Genomic DNA, 15,894 nt, shown 5'->3' with positions numbered 1-15,894 from the left:
CGGCGCGCGCGAACGGCGCGCCGGTTCAGGATCCGCGCGCAGCCATTGCGCGCCGCGGATCAGTAGCGGAAGACGGATGCGCCCCACGTGAAGCCACCGCCGACGCCTTCGATCAGCACGTGCTGACCGCGCTGGATGCGGCCGTCGCGCACCGCGGTGTCGAGCGCCAGCGGGATCGACGCAGCCGACGTGTTGCCGTGCTGGTCGACCGTCACGACCATGCGCTCCTGCGGCAGGCCGAGCTTGCGGCAGGTGCTGGTCATGATGCGGATGTTGGCCTGGTGCGGAATCAGCCAGTCGATCTGCTCCGGCGCGAGATTCGCCTTGGCGAGCGCCTCGATCGCGACCTTTTCGAGCACGTTGACCGCGAGCTTGAACACGGCCTGCCCGTCCATGTACAGGAACGCGCTGCCGTCGATCACGCCGCGATTGACGTTGCCCGGTGTGCAGAGGATGTTCGAATAACTGCCGTCTGCGTGCAGCGCGCTGCCGAGCACGCCCGGCTCTTCCGATGCGGACAGGATCACCGCGCCCGCGCCGTCGCCGAACAGCACGCAGGTCGTCCGGTCCTTGAAATCGAGAATGCGCGAGAACGTCTCCGCGCCGACGATGAGCGCCGTGCGGTGCTGGCCACTGCGGATGAAGCTGTCGGCCGTCGCCATCGCATAGGCGAAGCCGGAGCACACGGCCTGCACATCGAATGCCGCGCCGCCGTTCTTGATGCCGAGCTTGTTCTGCAGCAGGCACGCCGTGCTGGGAAACACGAAATCGGGGGTCGAAGTCGCGACGATGATCAGGTCGATCGACTGCGGATCGATACCGGCCATTTCGATCGCACGACGCGACGCCTCGAGCGCGAGGTCGCTCGTCGTGACGTCCGGTGCGGCGAAGTGACGCGCATGGATGCCCGTGCGCGCAACGATCCACTCATCGCTCGTCTCGATGCCTTCCTTCGCGAGTCGATCGGCAAGCTGCTGGTTCGTGACGCGGTCGGGCGGCAGATAGCTGCCCGTGCCGAGCACGCGGGAATAGAGAGTCGATTGGGCCATTTATGCTTTAGAGGATTGCGCAGCGGAAGGTTCGGCGTGATGGCCTGCGGCCGGGCTCGTCTGGCCCGCGCCGCCCGCGTCGTGTTCGCCGTCGCCGAGCGACACCGAATTGTCCGCCATCGCGCGCGCGAGGCGCTCCAGCACGCCGTTTTTGACGGCATCATACCCGCGTTTGATCGCCCAGTCAAACGCATAGGCATCGGCCGAACCGTGGCTTTTGATCACGAGGCTCTTCAGCCCCAGCAGCGCCGCGCCGTTGTACTGGCGGTGATCGACGCGCTTCTTGAAACGCATCAGCACCGGCAGCGCAAGCAGCGCCATCAGCTTCGACATCAGCGAACGGCCGAACTCCTCGCGGATGATGTCGGAGAGCATCTGCGCGAGCCCTTCGGACGTCTTCAGCGCGACGTTGCCGACGAAGCCGTCGCAGACGATCACGTCGACCGTGCCTTTATAGATGTCGTTGCCTTCGACGTTGCCGCGGAAATTCAGCGTGCTGGCGCGCAGCAGTTCCCCTGCGCGCTTGATCGTCTCGTTGCCCTTGATGACCTCTTCGCCGATGTTCAGCAGGCCGATCGTCGGACGCTCCTTGCCTTCGAGCGCGGCAACGAGCGCATGCCCCATCTCCGCGAACTGCAGCAGGTGCTGCGGCTCGCAGTCGACGTTCGCGCCGAGGTCCAGCATCATCGTGTAGCCGGTCGGGTTCGGCAGCGCGAACGCGATCGCGGGCCGCTCGATGCCGGGCAGCGTCTTGAGCACGTAACGGGAAACGGCCATCAGCGCACCGGTATTGCCGGCGGAGATACAGGCCTGGGCCGCGCCGTCCTTGACGTGGTTGAGCGCGACACGCATCGAAGAATCCTTCTTCTTGCGCAGCGCCACTTCGACAGGGTCGTCCATCGCCACGACTTCGGTGGCGGGCACGATGGTCAGCGCGGGATCGTCGAGGGCTTTCAGCTTTTTCAGCTGAGCGCGGATCGCGCTTTCGATGCCGACGAGCATCAGGTGCGCATCGGGATGCGCGCGGACGAACTTGACTGCCGCGGGAACGGTCACGGACGGGCCGTGGTCGCCTCCCATGCAATCGATTGTGAGCTTTACGGTCATGGAATGCGACGAATTTCAGGCACAAAAAAGCGGCAGTTGAATGCCGCCTTTTTGTTGAGCCAGGAAAGTGTCAAGCGAACCAGTTGTCACGCGAACGGCGAACGTAGCGCGCAACGCGTGACTTGACGCTTAGTCGTTCTTCGTCTTGACGACTTTCTTGCCGCGATAGTAGCCGTTCGGGCTGACGTGGTGACGCAGATGCACTTCACCCGTGCTCGGCTCGACTGCCAGCGGCGCTGCCGTCAGGAAATCGTGCGAACGATGCATGCCGCGCTTCGACGGCGACTTCTTGTTTTGCTGGACTGCCATGACTAACTCCTAAATAATTTTCCGGATTCTAACACAGCCCGATCCGGCGCTTAACTACCCTGGCCCAAAGCCCTTACGCCTTCCCGCGCCACAACTGCTTAGTGTTTCTTGCCGCCGTCCCCGTCCTTCTTCAGCGCTTCCAGCGCCGCGAACGGATTTGGCCGTTTGCCTTCGTCCCCGTCTTCGGCGGACTCGTCGTCCGCGTCTTCCGAAGGACCGCTCGCACCCGACACGAGGCTTTCGTGAACTGCCGGGCAAACCTCGTGCTTGGGCACGAGCGGCAACGAAAGCAGCAACTCCTCTTCGATCAAGTCGACGAGATCGAACTGGCGTGAGCCCACGATCACATCGGCTTCATCGTCGTCGAGCGGAAATTCTTCAGCTTCTTCTTCGGTCGCAACGACCCGGTACGTCATGTCGACGTCGAACGTCTGGTCGTACGGGGTCATGCAGCGCTGGCACGTGAGCCACGCATGGCCATGCACCGCGAGGCGCAGATACGGCTGCTGCCCATCGGCGCCGTCGTCCTGCAACTCTTTCTGGGTGAACCCTTCGGCCTGCCACGTGAAGACCGTGTCGCGATCGGACGCGTCCGCCGGCACTTCGTTCAGCATGCGCGGCAGCTGCGACAGGCGCACGGCACCCGCTGCTTGCCGCCCGCTGCGGGCCAATTCGAACAGGTCGACCGCGTGCGGATCAAGCAACGCCGCAGGTTTGCCAGAAGAAGTGTTCATGTTGCGCTCCTGCCTACAGGCTGACTTGCGGGATCCGGCTTGCTGGCGCCGCATATTTGGCGCCGCACACGTGCGCGATCTACGCCGCGTACGATTACGTACTTTACGTCCGAAGACCCGGCAGGCGCCACCACAGCGAAAGCCTGCCGATGAAAAGCGGGAAAGCATACCTGTTTTACCTTTTTCGGTCAATCACTTATGCTTGCGCCCTCGCAACACCGCGCCACACCTGACGACTCATCGACCCAACCGACCATGCCGGATACCGTTTGCCGCCCGCCGCGGCTGATTCTCGCCTCCAGTTCCCGCTACCGCCGCGCGCTCCTCGAGCGCCTCGGCATGCCGTTCGACGTCATGTCGCCCGACCTCGACGAAACCCCGCTCGCAGGAGAAACGCCGGCCGAGACCGCACTGCGCCTCGCCGGCGCGAAGGCGCGCGCGGTCGCCGCGACGATCGACGCGCCGGACGGCGTGCTCGTGATCGGGTCGGACCAGGTCGCGACGTTCGACGGCCGCCAGATCGGCAAGCCCGGCACGCACGAGCGCGCGCTCGCGCAGCTCCTGTCGATGCAGGGCCGCGACGTCGAATTCCACAGTGCGCTCAGCCTGTACGACAGCCGCACGGGTGAAACCTGGAGCGAGGACGTCGTCACGCACGTGCGCTTCCGCTCGCTGCCCGAAGCCGAACTCGACGCTTACCTGCGCGCGGAAACGCCGTACGACGTCGCCGGCAGCGCGAAGTCAGAAGGGCTCGGCATCGCGCTGCTGGATGCCATCGACTCCGACGACCCCACGGCTCTCGTCGGCCTGCCATTGATCGCACTCACGCGGATGCTGCGCGCCGCGGGCTATCCATTGTTCGCTACCCAGGGAGACCGCGCATGACGGCCGGCACGCTCTATCTCGTCCCGAACACCCTCGGCGAAGGCGACGCATCGATGCTCGCCGCCGTGCTGCCCGCGGCCGTGCAGGCGCGCGCCGGCACGCTCGGCTACTACATCGGCGAAAACGCGAAAACGACCCGCGCGTTCCTGAAGAAGATCGGCACGACGCGGCCGATCCAGGAGATCGAGATTCGGGAACTGAACGTCAATACGCCGGCCGGCGAGATCGACCGGCTGCTCGCACCGGTACTGGCGGGCGCGGACGCCGGGCTCGTATCCGAGGCCGGCTGCCCCGCCGTTGCCGATCCCGGCGCGCTGCTGGTCCGCCGTGCGCACGAGCGCGGCGTGAAGGTCGTGCCGCTCGTCGGGCCGAGTTCGATATTGCTAGCGCTGATGGCATCGGGCCTGAACGGCCAGAGTTTCGCGTTCAACGGCTATCTGCCGGTCGATGCGGCCGCGCGCGCGAAACGCCTGCGTGAACTCGAGCAGTTGTCGCGCAAGGCGCGCCAGACGCAGATCTTCATCGAGACGCCGTACCGGAACCATGCGATGCTCGATACGCTCGTCGCGACCTGCGCGCCATCGACGCAGATCTGCGTCGCGGCCGACTTGACCCTCGAAACCGAGACGATCGCCAGCCGTTCGGTGGCCGACTGGAAAAAGGCGCCGGCGCCGAACCTGCACAAGCGCCCTGCCATCTTCCTGCTGCTCGCGAACTGAGATCGGCACCGGCAACAGCCTCGCGGCACGGGGCGCCCCGCCCCAATCGGCGCGGCGCCGGCCGGCTGCCGCTCAGCGCAGGCTGAACGACGTGCCGCCCGCGGTCAGCGCCTTCATCGCTGCACCGCCGACCGCCGCGCCGAACTTGCGCGCAACGCGATTCGTCAGGCTTTCCTTCACCGTGTAGTCGACGAGATCCGGCGCCTTCAGCACGTCGCGCGCGACCGTGTCGGTCGTGCCGTAGCCGTCGGCGAGCCCGAGTTCGACGCTCTTCTCGCCGGTCCAGAACAGGCCCGAGAACATGTCGGGCGTTTCGTGCAGCCGCTTGCCGCGGCCATCCTTCACGGCCTTGATGAACTGCGCATGGACCTGGTCGAGCAGCGCCTGCGCATGGGCATCCATCTTCGGCGTGTCGGGCGAGAACGGGTCGTAGAAGCCCTTGTTTTCACCCGCCGTGTGCAGGCGGCGATCGACACCCAGCTTGCCCATCAGGCCCGTGAAGCCGAACCCGTCCATCAGCACCCCGATCGAGCCGACGATACTCGCCTTGTCGACGAAGATCTTGTCGGCGGCGGACGCAATGTAATAGCCACCCGATGCGCACATGTCGGTCACGACGACGTACAACGGCTTGTCCGGATACTTCGTGCGGAGCCGGCGGATCTCGTCATAGACCATTCCTGCCTGCACCGGGCTGCCGCCCGGGCTGTTGATCCGCAGCACGACGCCGGCCGTGCCGCTGTCGTCGAAAGCGGCATCCAGCGCCGTATTGATGTCGTCGGCATTCGCGTTGGTGCCCGCCGCGATCTCGCCGTCGATCGTCACGAGCGCCGTGTGGCGCCCGCTCGACGAGAACTTCGAGTCGCTCGAGAAATCGATCAGCGCGAACGCGAGCAGCACGAATACGCCGAGAAACGCAAAGCGGAAGAAGATCTTCCAGCGCCGCGCCGCGCGCTGTTCCTTGACGGCCGCGAGCGCGATCCGCTCGAGCGCCGCACGCTCCCAGTTCGGTTCGCGGCTGTCGGGACGGGAGGAGGAATCAGGGATGTTCGGTTGGTCGGCCATGCAGTAATGTCTTCAGTCGGTCGTGGCGGAAGGGGGCGGAGCGGCGGGGCCCAGGTCGGCATCCGGCACCCAGAATACCGCACGCCCGTCCGGCGTGTCGCGCTCGTCGACTTCGACCGGCCGCAGGCGACCGCCGCGGCATGGGCCGCCGACACACTTGCCGGTATCCGGCGCATAGATCGCGCCGTGCGTCGCACACATCAGGTACAGGCCCGACGACTCGAAGAACTGCCCTTCGGCCCAGTCGAGTTCCATCGGCACGTGCGCGCAGCGGTTCAGGTAGCCGTACGCACGACCTTCGTAGCGCACGAAGAACACGACCGCCTGCTCACCGCGCAGCGATGCGTCGACGCGCACGCCGGCACCGCCGTCGGCCAGCGCGTCCGATGCGCATACGCGCACGACTTCCGGCGCCGTGCTCATGCGTGCTCCCGCAGCCACGCCGCCAGCGCGCCGACGTCCGGCGCGACGAAGCGCGGCGTCAGCGCGGCCAGCGCATCGGCCGTGTGCGCACCGTACGAAACACCGATGCCGGCGGCCCCGGCACTGGCGGCCATCTGCAGGTCGTGCGTGGTGTCGCCGATCATCACGGTACGTGCAAGATCCTGCCCCAATTCGCGCGACAGTTCGTGCAGCATCGCCGGGTGCGGCTTCGAGAACGTTTCGTCCGCGCAGCGCGTCGCATCGAACAGGCTCGTCAGCTTTGACTGGTCGAGCACGCGGTTCAGCCCGACGCGGCCCTTGCCGGTCGCGACCGCGAGCAGGTAACCCATGTCGCGCAATTCCGCGAGCAGTTCGCGCACGCCGGCGAACAGCTCGATGCGCTGATCGTCCAGCAAGTAGTGATGGCGATAACGTTCGGCCAGCCGCGGATAGTCCGACGGATCGAGGGTCGGCGCAGTAATCTGAAGCGCATCGCGCAGGCCGAGGCCGATCACATAGCGGGACGCCTCGTCCGACGGCGTGGGCAGGCCGAGATCGCGGCACGCGGCCTGGATGCTGTGCGCGATGTGCGCAGTCGAATCCATCAGCGTGCCGTCCCAGTCGAAGACGATCAGGTCAAATTGCTGTCGGGCCATGCGAGTCAGGCGGTATCGCGCAGAGCGCTGAGTTGATCGAGGAAGCGCCGGCATTCGTCCGGCAGCGGCGCGTCGAACTGCAGCGCCTCGCCGGTCAGCGGATGCGTGAGCTTCAGGCGGTGCGCGTGCAGGAACATCCGCTTGAGCGACGGCTGCGCATTCGCGCGCGCCAGCGCCTTGTTCAGTGCGAAGTCGCCATACTTGGCGTCGCCGGCGATCGGCAGGCCGAGATGCGCGAGGTGCACACGAATCTGATGGGTCCGCCCCGTTTTGAGTTCCGCTTCGACCAGCGCATAGTCCGGCCAGCGCTCGATCAGGTTGAACACCGTGTGCGACGGCAGGCCGTCGTCCTGCACGCGCACCCGCCGCTCCCCTTCCGGGGTCGAATACTTGAACAGCGGCGCCTTCACCGCACGGCGGCGGCCCCAGTCGGCCTGCCATTCTCCATGTCCGCACGCGAAGTAACGCTTGTCCATCCGGTTCTCGCGAATCTGCTCGTGCAGGCCGACGAGCGCCGAGCGCTTCTTCGCAAGCATCAGGATCCCGGACGTCTCGCGGTCGAGCCGATGCACGAGTTCGAGGAACTTCGCGCGCGGACGCGCCTGACGCATCTGCTCGATCACGCCGAACGCGACGCCGCTGCCGCCGTGCACGGCCACGCCGGCCGGCTTGTTGATGACGAGCATGGCGTCATCTTCGTACAGCACCTCGAATTGCGCGGGCGGCACGATCGGCGTGTCGGCGCGCGCGAGGTCCGCCGCCGCCACGCGCACGGGCGGTACGCGCACGATGTCGCCGAGAGCGAGCCGGTACTGCGCATCGATCCGGCCCTTGTTCACGCGCACTTCGCCGCTGCGCAGGATCCGGTAAATATGGCTTTTCGGCACGCCTTTACAGACGCGCAACAGGAAGTTGTCGATCCGCTGACCGGCCGAGTTTTCGTCGATCTCGATCATCGATACCTGGCCGCTTGCGACTGAATTCTGGGATATTTTGCCTAACTCATTCATACTGAATATAATTTTGCCCAGCCTGACGTTGAGGGTGGCCTGACCGGCCGGCCCCGACCGAGTCGGGCAAGGTGCAAGCGGAAACCATTATTTTACTTGCGCCGGGGGTCTGCTGCTCGCCCCTAATCAAAGAGATGCAGCAAGTTGCACGCACGGCGCCGCCCGTCGGCAAGGATCGCGCCCACAGGCGGATTCGGTCGGCAAGGCGCCGCGGTAACGGAAAGTTGGTTGAAAAGAATTTGATCGGCAGCCCGACGGCGCGAAGTGCGTCCGCAGGCTGCCGGTTGCGAAAATTACGGCGTTGCGCCCGATTTGGCCCCGCGAAGCGTGCGGGGCTTGGCGACGTCAAACCAGGGAAGTACACCCCAAGCGGGAAAGTCGGGCTGGATTCGATACTCCCCGCTGCGGCCCAAGCCGCAGCATCTGCCGCCCGTCGGCGCGCGCGACGCATTGCGCGCGCCCGTGGCAATGCGCGGACTCAGGCTTAGCGCGCTTTTTTGCAGCGTGCGGTGTGTGAACGCCGTGCTTTGAAGCCGTATTCGCAGGTGCCCTACGGCCGCCGGCCCCGTCTTTCGGGCCCAAGCGCCTCTTCAGGCAATTCTCCCCGCCATCGTTCCCGCTCCAGCGTGCTTGTGACAACACAACAAGGTGCGGCCTGCCGTCGTTCCCGCCCTCGCGACTGACAACCGCGAGGCGCCGGCTGCGGAGCCGCCTGGAGTCGTACATGAAACGCATGCTGTTCAATGCGACGCAGCAGGAGGAGCTGCGCGTCGCCATCGTTGATGGGCAAAAGCTCATCGACATCGACATCGAGACAGCCGGGCGCGAACAGCGCAAAGGCAATATCTACAAAGGTGTCGTCACCCGCATCGAGCCGTCGCTCGAAGCCTGCTTCGTCAACTACGGCGAAGATCGCCACGGCTTCCTGCCGTTCAAGGAAGTCGCCCGCCAGTACTTCAAGGAAGGCATCGACATGCGCTCCGCGCGCATCCAGGATGCCCTGCGCGAAGGCCAGGAGCTGATCGTCCAGGTCGAGAAGGAAGAGCGCGGCAACAAGGGCGCCGCCCTCACGACCTTCATCTCGCTCGCCGGCCGCTACCTCGTGCTGATGCCGAACAATCCGCGCGGCGGCGGTGTATCGCGCCGGATCGAGGGCGACGAGCGCCAGGAACTGCGCGAAACGATGTCGCAACTGCAGATTCCGGACGGCATGAGCATGATCGCCCGTACCGCGGGTATCGGCCGCAGCGCCGAGGAACTGCAGTGGGACCTGAACTACCTGCTGCAACTGTGGCGCGCGATCGAGGCCGCGTCGCAAAGCGGCAACTCCGGCCAGCCGATGCTGATCTACCTGGAATCGAGCCTCGTGATCCGCGCGATCCGGGACTATTTCCAGCCCGATATCGGCGAAATCCTGATCGACACGACCGAGATCTACGATCAGGCCCGTGCGTTCATGGACATCGTGATGCCGGACAACGTGTCGAAGGTGAAGCGCTACCACGACGACGTGCCGCTGTTCTCCCGCTTCCAGATCGAGCACCAGATCGAAACGGCCTACTCGCGCACGGTGCCGCTGCCGTCGGGCGGCGCGATCGTGATCGACCACACCGAAGCGCTCGTCGCGATCGACGTGAACTCGGCGCGCGCGACCAAGGGTGCGGACATCGAGGAAACGGCGACCCGCACGAACCTCGAAGCGGCCGACGAAGTGGCCCGCCAGCTCCGCCTGCGCGACCTCGGCGGCCTGATCGTGATCGACTTCATCGACATGGAGTCGGCGAAGAGCCAGCGCGAGGTCGAGCAGCGCCTGAAAGACGCGCTCAAGCATGACCGTGCACGCGTGCAGATGGGCAAGATCTCTCGCTTCGGCCTGATGGAACTGTCGCGTCAGCGCCTGCGTCCGGCCCTGTCGGAAGGCAGCCACGTGACGTGCCCGCGCTGTAACGGCACCGGCCACATCCGCGATACCGAATCGTCCGCGCTGCAGGTCCTGCGGATCATTCAGGAAGAAGCGATGAAGGAAAACACCGCGGCGATCCACTGCCAGGTGCCGGTCGAGGTGACCGCCTTCCTGCTCAACGAAAAGCGTCAGGAAATCAACAAGATCGAGTCGCGCTTCAAGGTCGGCATCGTGCTGATCCCGAACAAGCACCTCGATACGCCGCACTACAAGCTCGAGCGCCTGCGCCATGACGACGCGCGCCTCGACGATCCGCGTGCGTCCTGGAAGATGGCAGAGGAAGCCGCCCGCGAACTGGAGTCGGAAACCGGCTACAGCAAGCGTGCGGCCGACGTGAAGCCGAAGCAGGAAGCGGCGGTCAAGGGCATCACGCCCGAGCGTCCGGCACCGAGCCCGGCACCGCAGCGTCCGGTCGAGCCGGCGGTTGCTGCGCCCGCACCAGTCGCCGCGGCGAGCGGCGGTTTCATCGGCTGGCTGAAGGGTCTGTTCGGCATGTCGCCGGCTCCGGCGCCCGCGCCGGTCGCACCGGCACCGGCCAAGGAACAGGCAACCCGTCCGGCCCGCGAGCGGACCGAGAAGACCGAGCAGCGCGGCGGCGATCGCAACCGCAACCGCCGTGGCGGCGCCCAGCAGGCTCAGGGTGGTCGCGACCAGGCAGCGGCAGGCCGTGGCCAGTCGCAACGCCTGGAACGCGAAGGCAAGGAAGGTCGCGAGCCGCGCGAACCGCGCGAGGGTCGCGAACCGCGTGAAGGCCGCGAACCGCGCGAAAGCCGCGAGCCGCGTGAAGGCCGCGAGGGTCGAGAAAGTCGCGAGGGTCGTGGCCCGCGCGAAGGCCGCGAGCCGCGTGAGAGCCGTGAGCCGCGTGAACCGCGCGAGAACCGCGAACCGCGCGAGCGCACCGAGCAGCCGGAAGCCGTCGAGGCAGCCGGCCGCGGCGAGCGCCAAGAGCGCGGCGAACGTCGCGAGCGCGGAGAGCGCCGCAAGCCGATGCAACACGCGGCGACGCTCGAAACCGTCACCCGTGGCGAGAACCATCCGGAAGCGGAAGCCGACCAGGCCGCAGCAGTCGCCCTGCCGGGCGCCGATGTCGCAGCCGACGCGGAAGCCAGCGCACGTGACGGCGAGGAACGTCGCCGTCGCCGCCGCGGTCGCCGTGGCGGTCGTCGCGAACGCGAGGACGAAGGCGCAGTCGTCGACCACGCCGAGCAAGGCGCGGACGGCGAAGTCGCCATGCAGGCCGTGACGACGGAACCCTCGAGCGCGGACGAGCCGGCTCATACGGCCGCACTGGTCGCACCGGTCGCAGTCGAGCCGCAACCGGCACCGGTTCGTGTCGAAGCAACGCCGGTCGCACCGCTCGAGCCCGCCGTCGTCGCACCGGCAGCCGAATCGGCACCGGTCGCGCCGGCCGCTGCTCCGGAAGCCGGCCCGGCTCCGGTCGCGGTTTCGCCGATCGATGCGTTCGAAGTGCCGGCCGCGCCCGCTGCCGTCGAAGCGCCGCAGTCCGCGCCCGTCGAGCAGGCCGCACCGGCACCGGTCGTCGCAGCCGAAGCGGTTCCGGCCGTTGTCGAACCGGCTCACGTCGAACCGGCCCGCGTCGAACCGGCCCGCGTCGAAACTGCACCGGTCGAAACCGTTGCCGCACCAGCTCCTGCACCCGTGCAACCGGCCGCTGCGCCAGCTTCGGCCAGCCTCGATGCCGTGCTGGAACAAGCCGGTCTCGTGTGGGTGAGCACCGACGCCGACAAGTTCCGCGCTGCTCAGGAAGCCGCGTCGCGCCTGCCGCGCGCGGTCCGCGTTCCGCGCGAGCGCAAGGCGCTGCCGCCGGTCGACCCGACCCCGATGCAGCAGGTCGAAACGTCGCAACATTAAGCGGCGCATCGCCCGACCAGGAAAAGCCCGCCCCCGGCGGGCTTTTCCATTTCCGCGCCGAGGGTTTCCGCCCACCGGCCCGGCCAGCCGCTTGCGGCTAGAATAGAAGCTTGGCTCGCACTTCTTTCGACATGTCCCGACGCATCATTCCTCTCGCAGACGTCAGCGGGATGCCGGATATCTCCGGCGTCGCGCATACCCCTGACGGCGCCTTGGCCGACACGTTCGCCAGGCCGCTGCGCGACCTGCGCATCTCGGTGACGGACCGCTGCAACTTCCGTTGCGTGTACTGCATGCCGCGCGACGTGTTCGACAAGAACTACCCGTTCCTGCCGCACAGCGCGCTGCTCACGCACGAGGAGATCGAACGCGTGGCGCGGCTGTTCGTCGCACACGGCGTCGAAAAGATCCGGATCACCGGCGGCGAACCACTGCTGCGCAAGAACCTCGAATTCCTGATCGAGCGCCTCGCGCGCCTGACGACCCATGACGGCCGCCCGCTCGACCTGACGCTGACCACCAATGGCTCGCTGCTCGCGCGCAAGGCGCGCGCGCTGAAGGATGCCGGCCTCACGCGCGTGACGGTCAGCCTCGACGCGCTCGACGATACGTTGTTCAAGCGCATGAACGACGCCGACTTCGCGAGCGCCGACGTGCTCGACGGCATCTTCGCCGCGCAGGCCGCGGGCCTCGCGCCGGTCAAGGTCAACATGGTCGTGAAGCGCGGCACCAACGACAGCGAGATCCTGCCGATGGCCGAGCGCTTCCGCGGCACCGGCGTGATCCTGCGTTTCATCGAATACATGGACGTCGGCACGTCGAACGGCTGGAACATGACCGAAGTGCTGCCGTCCGCGGACGTCGTCGCACGGATCGCCGAACAGTTCCCGCTCGTGCCGCTCGAGCCGCACACGGCGGCGGAAACCGCGCAGCGCTGGGGCTATGCGGACGGCAGCGGCGAAATCGGCGTGATCTCGAGCGTCACACAGGCATTCTGCGGCGACTGCACGCGCGCGCGGTTGTCGACCGAAGGCAAGCTGTACCTGTGCCTGTTCGCGTCGACTGGCCATGACCTGCGTGCCCTGGTGCGCGGTGGCGCCAGCGACGCCGAGATCGCGACCGCGATCGCCCGGATCTGGCAGGCCCGCACCGACCGCTATTCGCAGCTGCGCGGCAGCGCGGCCACCGACGCGGCACCCCACGGTGCCGGCAAGCGCGTAGAAATGTCGTACATCGGCGGCTGACGCGCGCCCGCCGCCCCGATTTCCCGCGATGTCCGCTTCCACCTCGCCTTCCATCACCGGCCTGCTGCTCGCGGGCGGGCGCGCGACGCGCATGGACGGCGCCGACAAGGGCCTGCAACTGCTCGACGGCACGCCGCTTGCGCTGCACGTGCTGCGCCGGCTCTCGCCGCAGGTCGACGAGACGCTGATCAGCGCAAATCGCAACACCGATCGCTACGCCGAGCTCGGTGCGCCGTTCGACGCGCGCATCGTGCCGGACGAAACACCCGATTTCCCCGGCCCGCTGGCGGGTCTGCTGGCCGGCATGCGGGCGGCGCGCGCACCGCTCGTCGCGTGCTCGCCGTGCGACACACCCTATCTGCCGACCGACCTCGTCGCACGACTGCACGCGGCGCTCGATGCGCAGCAAGCCGACATCGCGATGGCGGTGACCGTCGACGCGCAACAGGCACGTTCGCCGCAGCCGACCTTCGCGCTGCTGCGAACGTCGCTCGCCGACGATCTCGCGGCCGGACTCGCGGCCGGCGAGCGCAAGGTGCGTGCGTGGTACGCACGCCACAAGACGGTCGAAGTCGAGTTTTGCGACGAGCGTGCGTTTTACAATGCCAACTCCTGGCAGGAACTTGCCGCGCTTGCCCGCCGCTGACGGCACCGGCATCCGTTCCCGCCCGCCGCATGCGCCTTCGCGCTCCGGCGCCCTCCGCGCGCCACCGGCCACGAACCCGATACGCCTTGCGGCGCAGTCACACTGATGATCACGCAATCCTCGCCCGCCTCCCGAACCGCACCCGATTCCGCTGCCCCGTTGTCGCTCGCCGATGCGCAGGCGCTCGCGTGCCGGTTCGCGGTGCCGGTCGACGCGTGCGACACGGTGCCGCTGCATGACGCCCTTGACCGCGTGCTCGCGGCCGACGTCAATGCGCCGTTCGACATCCCCGCGTACGACAACTCGGCAATGGACGGCTATGCATTCGACTGCGGCGCACACACGCCTGCATCGGCCCCCGACATCGCACTGACGGTCGCCGGCACGGCGTTCGCCGGCCATCCGTTCGATGGAGCCGTGGCGCCCGGTACGTGCATCCGCATCATGACCGGCGCGCCGATGCCGGCCGGATGCGACACGGTCATTCCGCAGGAACGCGTGCGCGTCGACGGCGACGTCATCCGCTTCGCCGCGCACGACGTCACGCGCGGAGCAAACTGCCGCCGGGCCGGCGAGGACCTCGCGCGCGGCGCCTGCGCGCTTGCCGCTGGCCGCATCCTGCGCCCGTCCGATCTCGGCCTGCTCGCATCGTTCGGGTTGCGCGAAGTCACGGTGCGCCGCCGCGTGCGCGTCGCCGTGTTCTCGACCGGCGACGAACTGCGCGAACCCGGCGAGCCGCTCGGCCGCGGCACGCTGTACGACAGCAATCGCGGGATGCTGGTCGCGATGCTCGAAAGGCTGCACATCGACGCGCTCGACCTCGGGATCGTCCGCGACGATCCGGCTGCCCTCGAGCGCGCGCTGCGCGATGCCGCCGCCGCACAGGCGGACGCGGTGATCACGTCAGGCGGCGTGTCGGTCGGCGAAGCCGATTTCACGCGCGACGTGATGGCACGGCTTGGCGACGTGACCTTCGCTAGCCTCGCGCTGCGGCCCGGCCGGCCGCTCGCGTGCGGCACGCTCGCACCTGCGGGCGACGGCGCCGGCCACGTGCTGTTCTTCGGGCAGCCCGGCAATCCGGTCGCCTCCGCCGTGACGTTCTATGCGATCGTGCGCCCCGCGCTGCTGACGCTGGCCGGCGCGCATGCGCCACCGCCGGCACTGTATACGGCACGCAGCACGCAGGCGCTGAAAAAGCGCCCGGGCCGTACCGAATACCTGCGCGCCATCGCGACGCGCGACGCCGACGGCCAGTGGCTTGTCGCGCCGGCCGGTTCGCAAAGTTCCGCATCGCTGAGCGGCCTCGCGGCCGCCAACTGTTTCATCGTCCTGGGCCACGATTGCGCAGCAGTCGACGCGGGCGCCCCGGTCGACATCCTGCCGCTCGACGGCTTGATCTGAATTCCAATCGGTATATCTCTACGGGGCAATCCGCACATGAAAAAACAAATCTCGTCGATCGCCGCGGGGCAGACCGCTAAGGCGCTGATCCTCGTCTACCTGACGTTCAGCGTGCCGATCGTGCTGCTCGGCATCCTGGTCGCGTACATCCGCTACGGGATGGTCGAACTGAGCACGATCCTGAGCGCGCTGCTGCTGAACGCGATCCTCGGTTTCGTGCTGCTGTGGATCGCCTGCCACGCGTACAACTGGGTCGCGTCGCGCTTCGGCGGCATCGAGATCGTGCTGTCCGATCCGCCGGAGGAAGCGTGAGCGGCACGCCGCTGATCCGCACGGCCGAGGCGCGCGACGTCGGCGCGATCCTCGCGCTGATGCGCGAGCTGGCCGAGTTCGAGAAGCTCACGCACCTGTTCGTCGCGAGCGACGCCGACCTGGCCGACGCGCTGTTCGGCGAGCGCCCCGCCGCCGAAGCGCTGGTGGCCGAGCGCGATGGCGCGATCGTCGCGTATGCGCTGTTCTTTCACAACTATTCGACGTTCCTCGGCCGTCGCGGCCTCTATCTCGAGGATCTGTACGTGCAGCCGTCGCAGCGCGGCACGGGCCTCGGCACCGCGATGCTGCAGCACCTCGCAGCACTCGCAGTCGAGCGCCGCTGTGCTCGTTTCGAATGGTCGGTGCTCGACTGGAACCAGCCGGCGATCGACTTCTACCAGAAGATGGGCGCGACCGTGCTGCCCGAGTGGCGCATCGTGCGCGTCACCGGGGATGCACTGAACACGCTCGCCGCACGTTGAACGTGGGCCGGCCACGC

At 67.3% G+C, this 15,894-nt stretch carries 16 protein-coding genes; 8 read left to right on the top strand and 8 right to left on the bottom strand.

The features are described from left to right. Positions 1-59: 59 nt before the first annotated feature. The 4 genes from LGM71_RS02775 to LGM71_RS02760 all read right to left on the bottom strand — a co-directional run bounded on the left by LGM71_RS02775 (position 60) and on the right by LGM71_RS02760 (position 3,199). Complete coding sequence (locus LGM71_RS02775; RefSeq protein ID WP_059607037.1) at positions 60-1,049, bottom strand: beta-ketoacyl-ACP synthase III; 990 nt, start codon at positions 1,047-1,049, stop codon at positions 60-62. Next, the gene (gene plsX / locus LGM71_RS02770) at positions 1,050-2,156 is read right to left on the bottom strand and encodes a phosphate acyltransferase PlsX (protein ID WP_226113942.1); all 1,107 of its coding nucleotides are present in this window, start codon (positions 2,154-2,156) and stop codon (positions 1,050-1,052) included. Positions 2,157-2,285: 129 nt separating this feature from the next. Then, entirely contained in the window at positions 2,286-2,465 is a 180-nt protein-coding gene (gene rpmF / locus LGM71_RS02765; protein ID WP_006051932.1) for a 50S ribosomal protein L32, read from the bottom strand. Positions 2,466-2,563: 98 nt separating this feature from the next. After that, the gene (locus LGM71_RS02760) at positions 2,564-3,199 is read right to left on the bottom strand and encodes a YceD family protein (RefSeq protein WP_226114240.1); all 636 of its coding nucleotides are present in this window, start codon (positions 3,197-3,199) and stop codon (positions 2,564-2,566) included. A gap of 255 nt (positions 3,200-3,454) precedes the next feature. Between LGM71_RS02760 and LGM71_RS02755 the strand changes: the two genes are divergently transcribed. Together LGM71_RS02755 and LGM71_RS02750 are read left to right on the top strand one after the other, a co-directional pair. Beyond that, positions 3,455-4,084 carry a Maf-like protein gene (locus LGM71_RS02755; RefSeq protein WP_226113940.1) on the top strand — a complete coding sequence of 210 codons (630 nt, stop codon included), beginning with the start codon at positions 3,455-3,457 and terminating at the stop codon, positions 4,082-4,084. After that, positions 4,081-4,803, top strand: coding sequence for an SAM-dependent methyltransferase (locus LGM71_RS02750; protein WP_059447957.1), 723 nt, complete (start codon positions 4,081-4,083; stop codon positions 4,801-4,803). The genes LGM71_RS02755 and LGM71_RS02750 overlap by 4 nt, the downstream gene beginning before the upstream one ends. Positions 4,804-4,875: 72 nt before the next feature. On the opposite strand, the gene LGM71_RS02745 is transcribed toward LGM71_RS02750, so the two are convergent. From LGM71_RS02745 to LGM71_RS02730, 4 genes are read right to left on the bottom strand one after another with little or no spacing between them, the layout of a single operon-like run. Beyond that, positions 4,876-5,868 carry a S49 family peptidase gene (locus LGM71_RS02745; RefSeq protein WP_124623335.1) on the bottom strand — a complete coding sequence of 331 codons (993 nt, stop codon included), beginning with the start codon at positions 5,866-5,868 and terminating at the stop codon, positions 4,876-4,878. Between the two features lie 12 nt (positions 5,869-5,880). Beyond that, positions 5,881-6,291 carry a Rieske (2Fe-2S) protein gene (locus LGM71_RS02740; RefSeq protein ID WP_059607024.1) on the bottom strand — a complete coding sequence of 137 codons (411 nt, stop codon included), beginning with the start codon at positions 6,289-6,291 and terminating at the stop codon, positions 5,881-5,883. Next, positions 6,288-6,947, bottom strand: coding sequence for an HAD-IA family hydrolase (locus tag LGM71_RS02735; RefSeq protein WP_059607022.1), 660 nt, complete (start codon positions 6,945-6,947; stop codon positions 6,288-6,290). The genes LGM71_RS02740 and LGM71_RS02735 overlap by 4 nt, the downstream gene beginning before the upstream one ends. Before the next feature lie 5 nt (positions 6,948-6,952). After that, on the bottom strand, positions 6,953-7,957 hold the full coding sequence (locus tag LGM71_RS02730) for an RluA family pseudouridine synthase (RefSeq protein WP_059607020.1): 1,005 nt from the start codon (positions 7,955-7,957) through the stop codon (positions 6,953-6,955). 724 nt (positions 7,958-8,681) lie between these two features. Here LGM71_RS02730 and LGM71_RS02725 point away from each other — a divergent pair. From LGM71_RS02725 to LGM71_RS02700, 6 genes are all read left to right on the top strand, one after another. Beyond that, positions 8,682-11,792: an Rne/Rng family ribonuclease gene (locus LGM71_RS02725; protein WP_226113938.1), complete on the top strand. Its 3,111-nt coding sequence runs from the start codon at positions 8,682-8,684 to the stop codon at positions 11,790-11,792. A gap of 131 nt (positions 11,793-11,923) precedes the next feature. Then, complete coding sequence (moaA, locus tag LGM71_RS02720) at positions 11,924-13,036, top strand: GTP 3',8-cyclase MoaA (protein ID WP_151048371.1); 1,113 nt, start codon at positions 11,924-11,926, stop codon at positions 13,034-13,036. 28 nt (positions 13,037-13,064) lie between these two features. After that, positions 13,065-13,682, top strand: a complete 618-nt coding sequence (gene mobA, locus LGM71_RS02715; protein WP_226113936.1) for a molybdenum cofactor guanylyltransferase MobA — start codon at positions 13,065-13,067, stop codon at positions 13,680-13,682. Positions 13,683-13,787: 105 nt separating this feature from the next. Beyond that, entirely contained in the window at positions 13,788-15,083 is a 1,296-nt protein-coding gene (gene glp / locus LGM71_RS02710) for a gephyrin-like molybdotransferase Glp (protein WP_226113935.1), read from the top strand. Positions 15,084-15,119: 36 nt separating this feature from the next. Beyond that, a complete protein-coding gene (locus LGM71_RS02705) occupies positions 15,120-15,395 on the top strand; it encodes a hypothetical protein (protein ID WP_006476519.1) in 276 nt (91 codons plus the stop codon). Beyond that, a complete protein-coding gene (locus LGM71_RS02700) occupies positions 15,392-15,877 on the top strand; it encodes a GNAT family N-acetyltransferase (protein ID WP_226113933.1) in 486 nt (161 codons plus the stop codon). The genes LGM71_RS02705 and LGM71_RS02700 overlap by 4 nt, the downstream gene beginning before the upstream one ends. Positions 15,878-15,894: the final 17 nt, after the last annotated feature.

The organism is Burkholderia sp. AU33545 (assembly GCF_020419685.1).
GTDB lineage: Bacteria > Pseudomonadota > Gammaproteobacteria > Burkholderiales > Burkholderiaceae > Burkholderia > Burkholderia diffusa.
The sequence above is the reverse complement of the archived record's forward strand: the minus strand, read 5'-3'. Positions and strand labels throughout refer to the sequence as shown.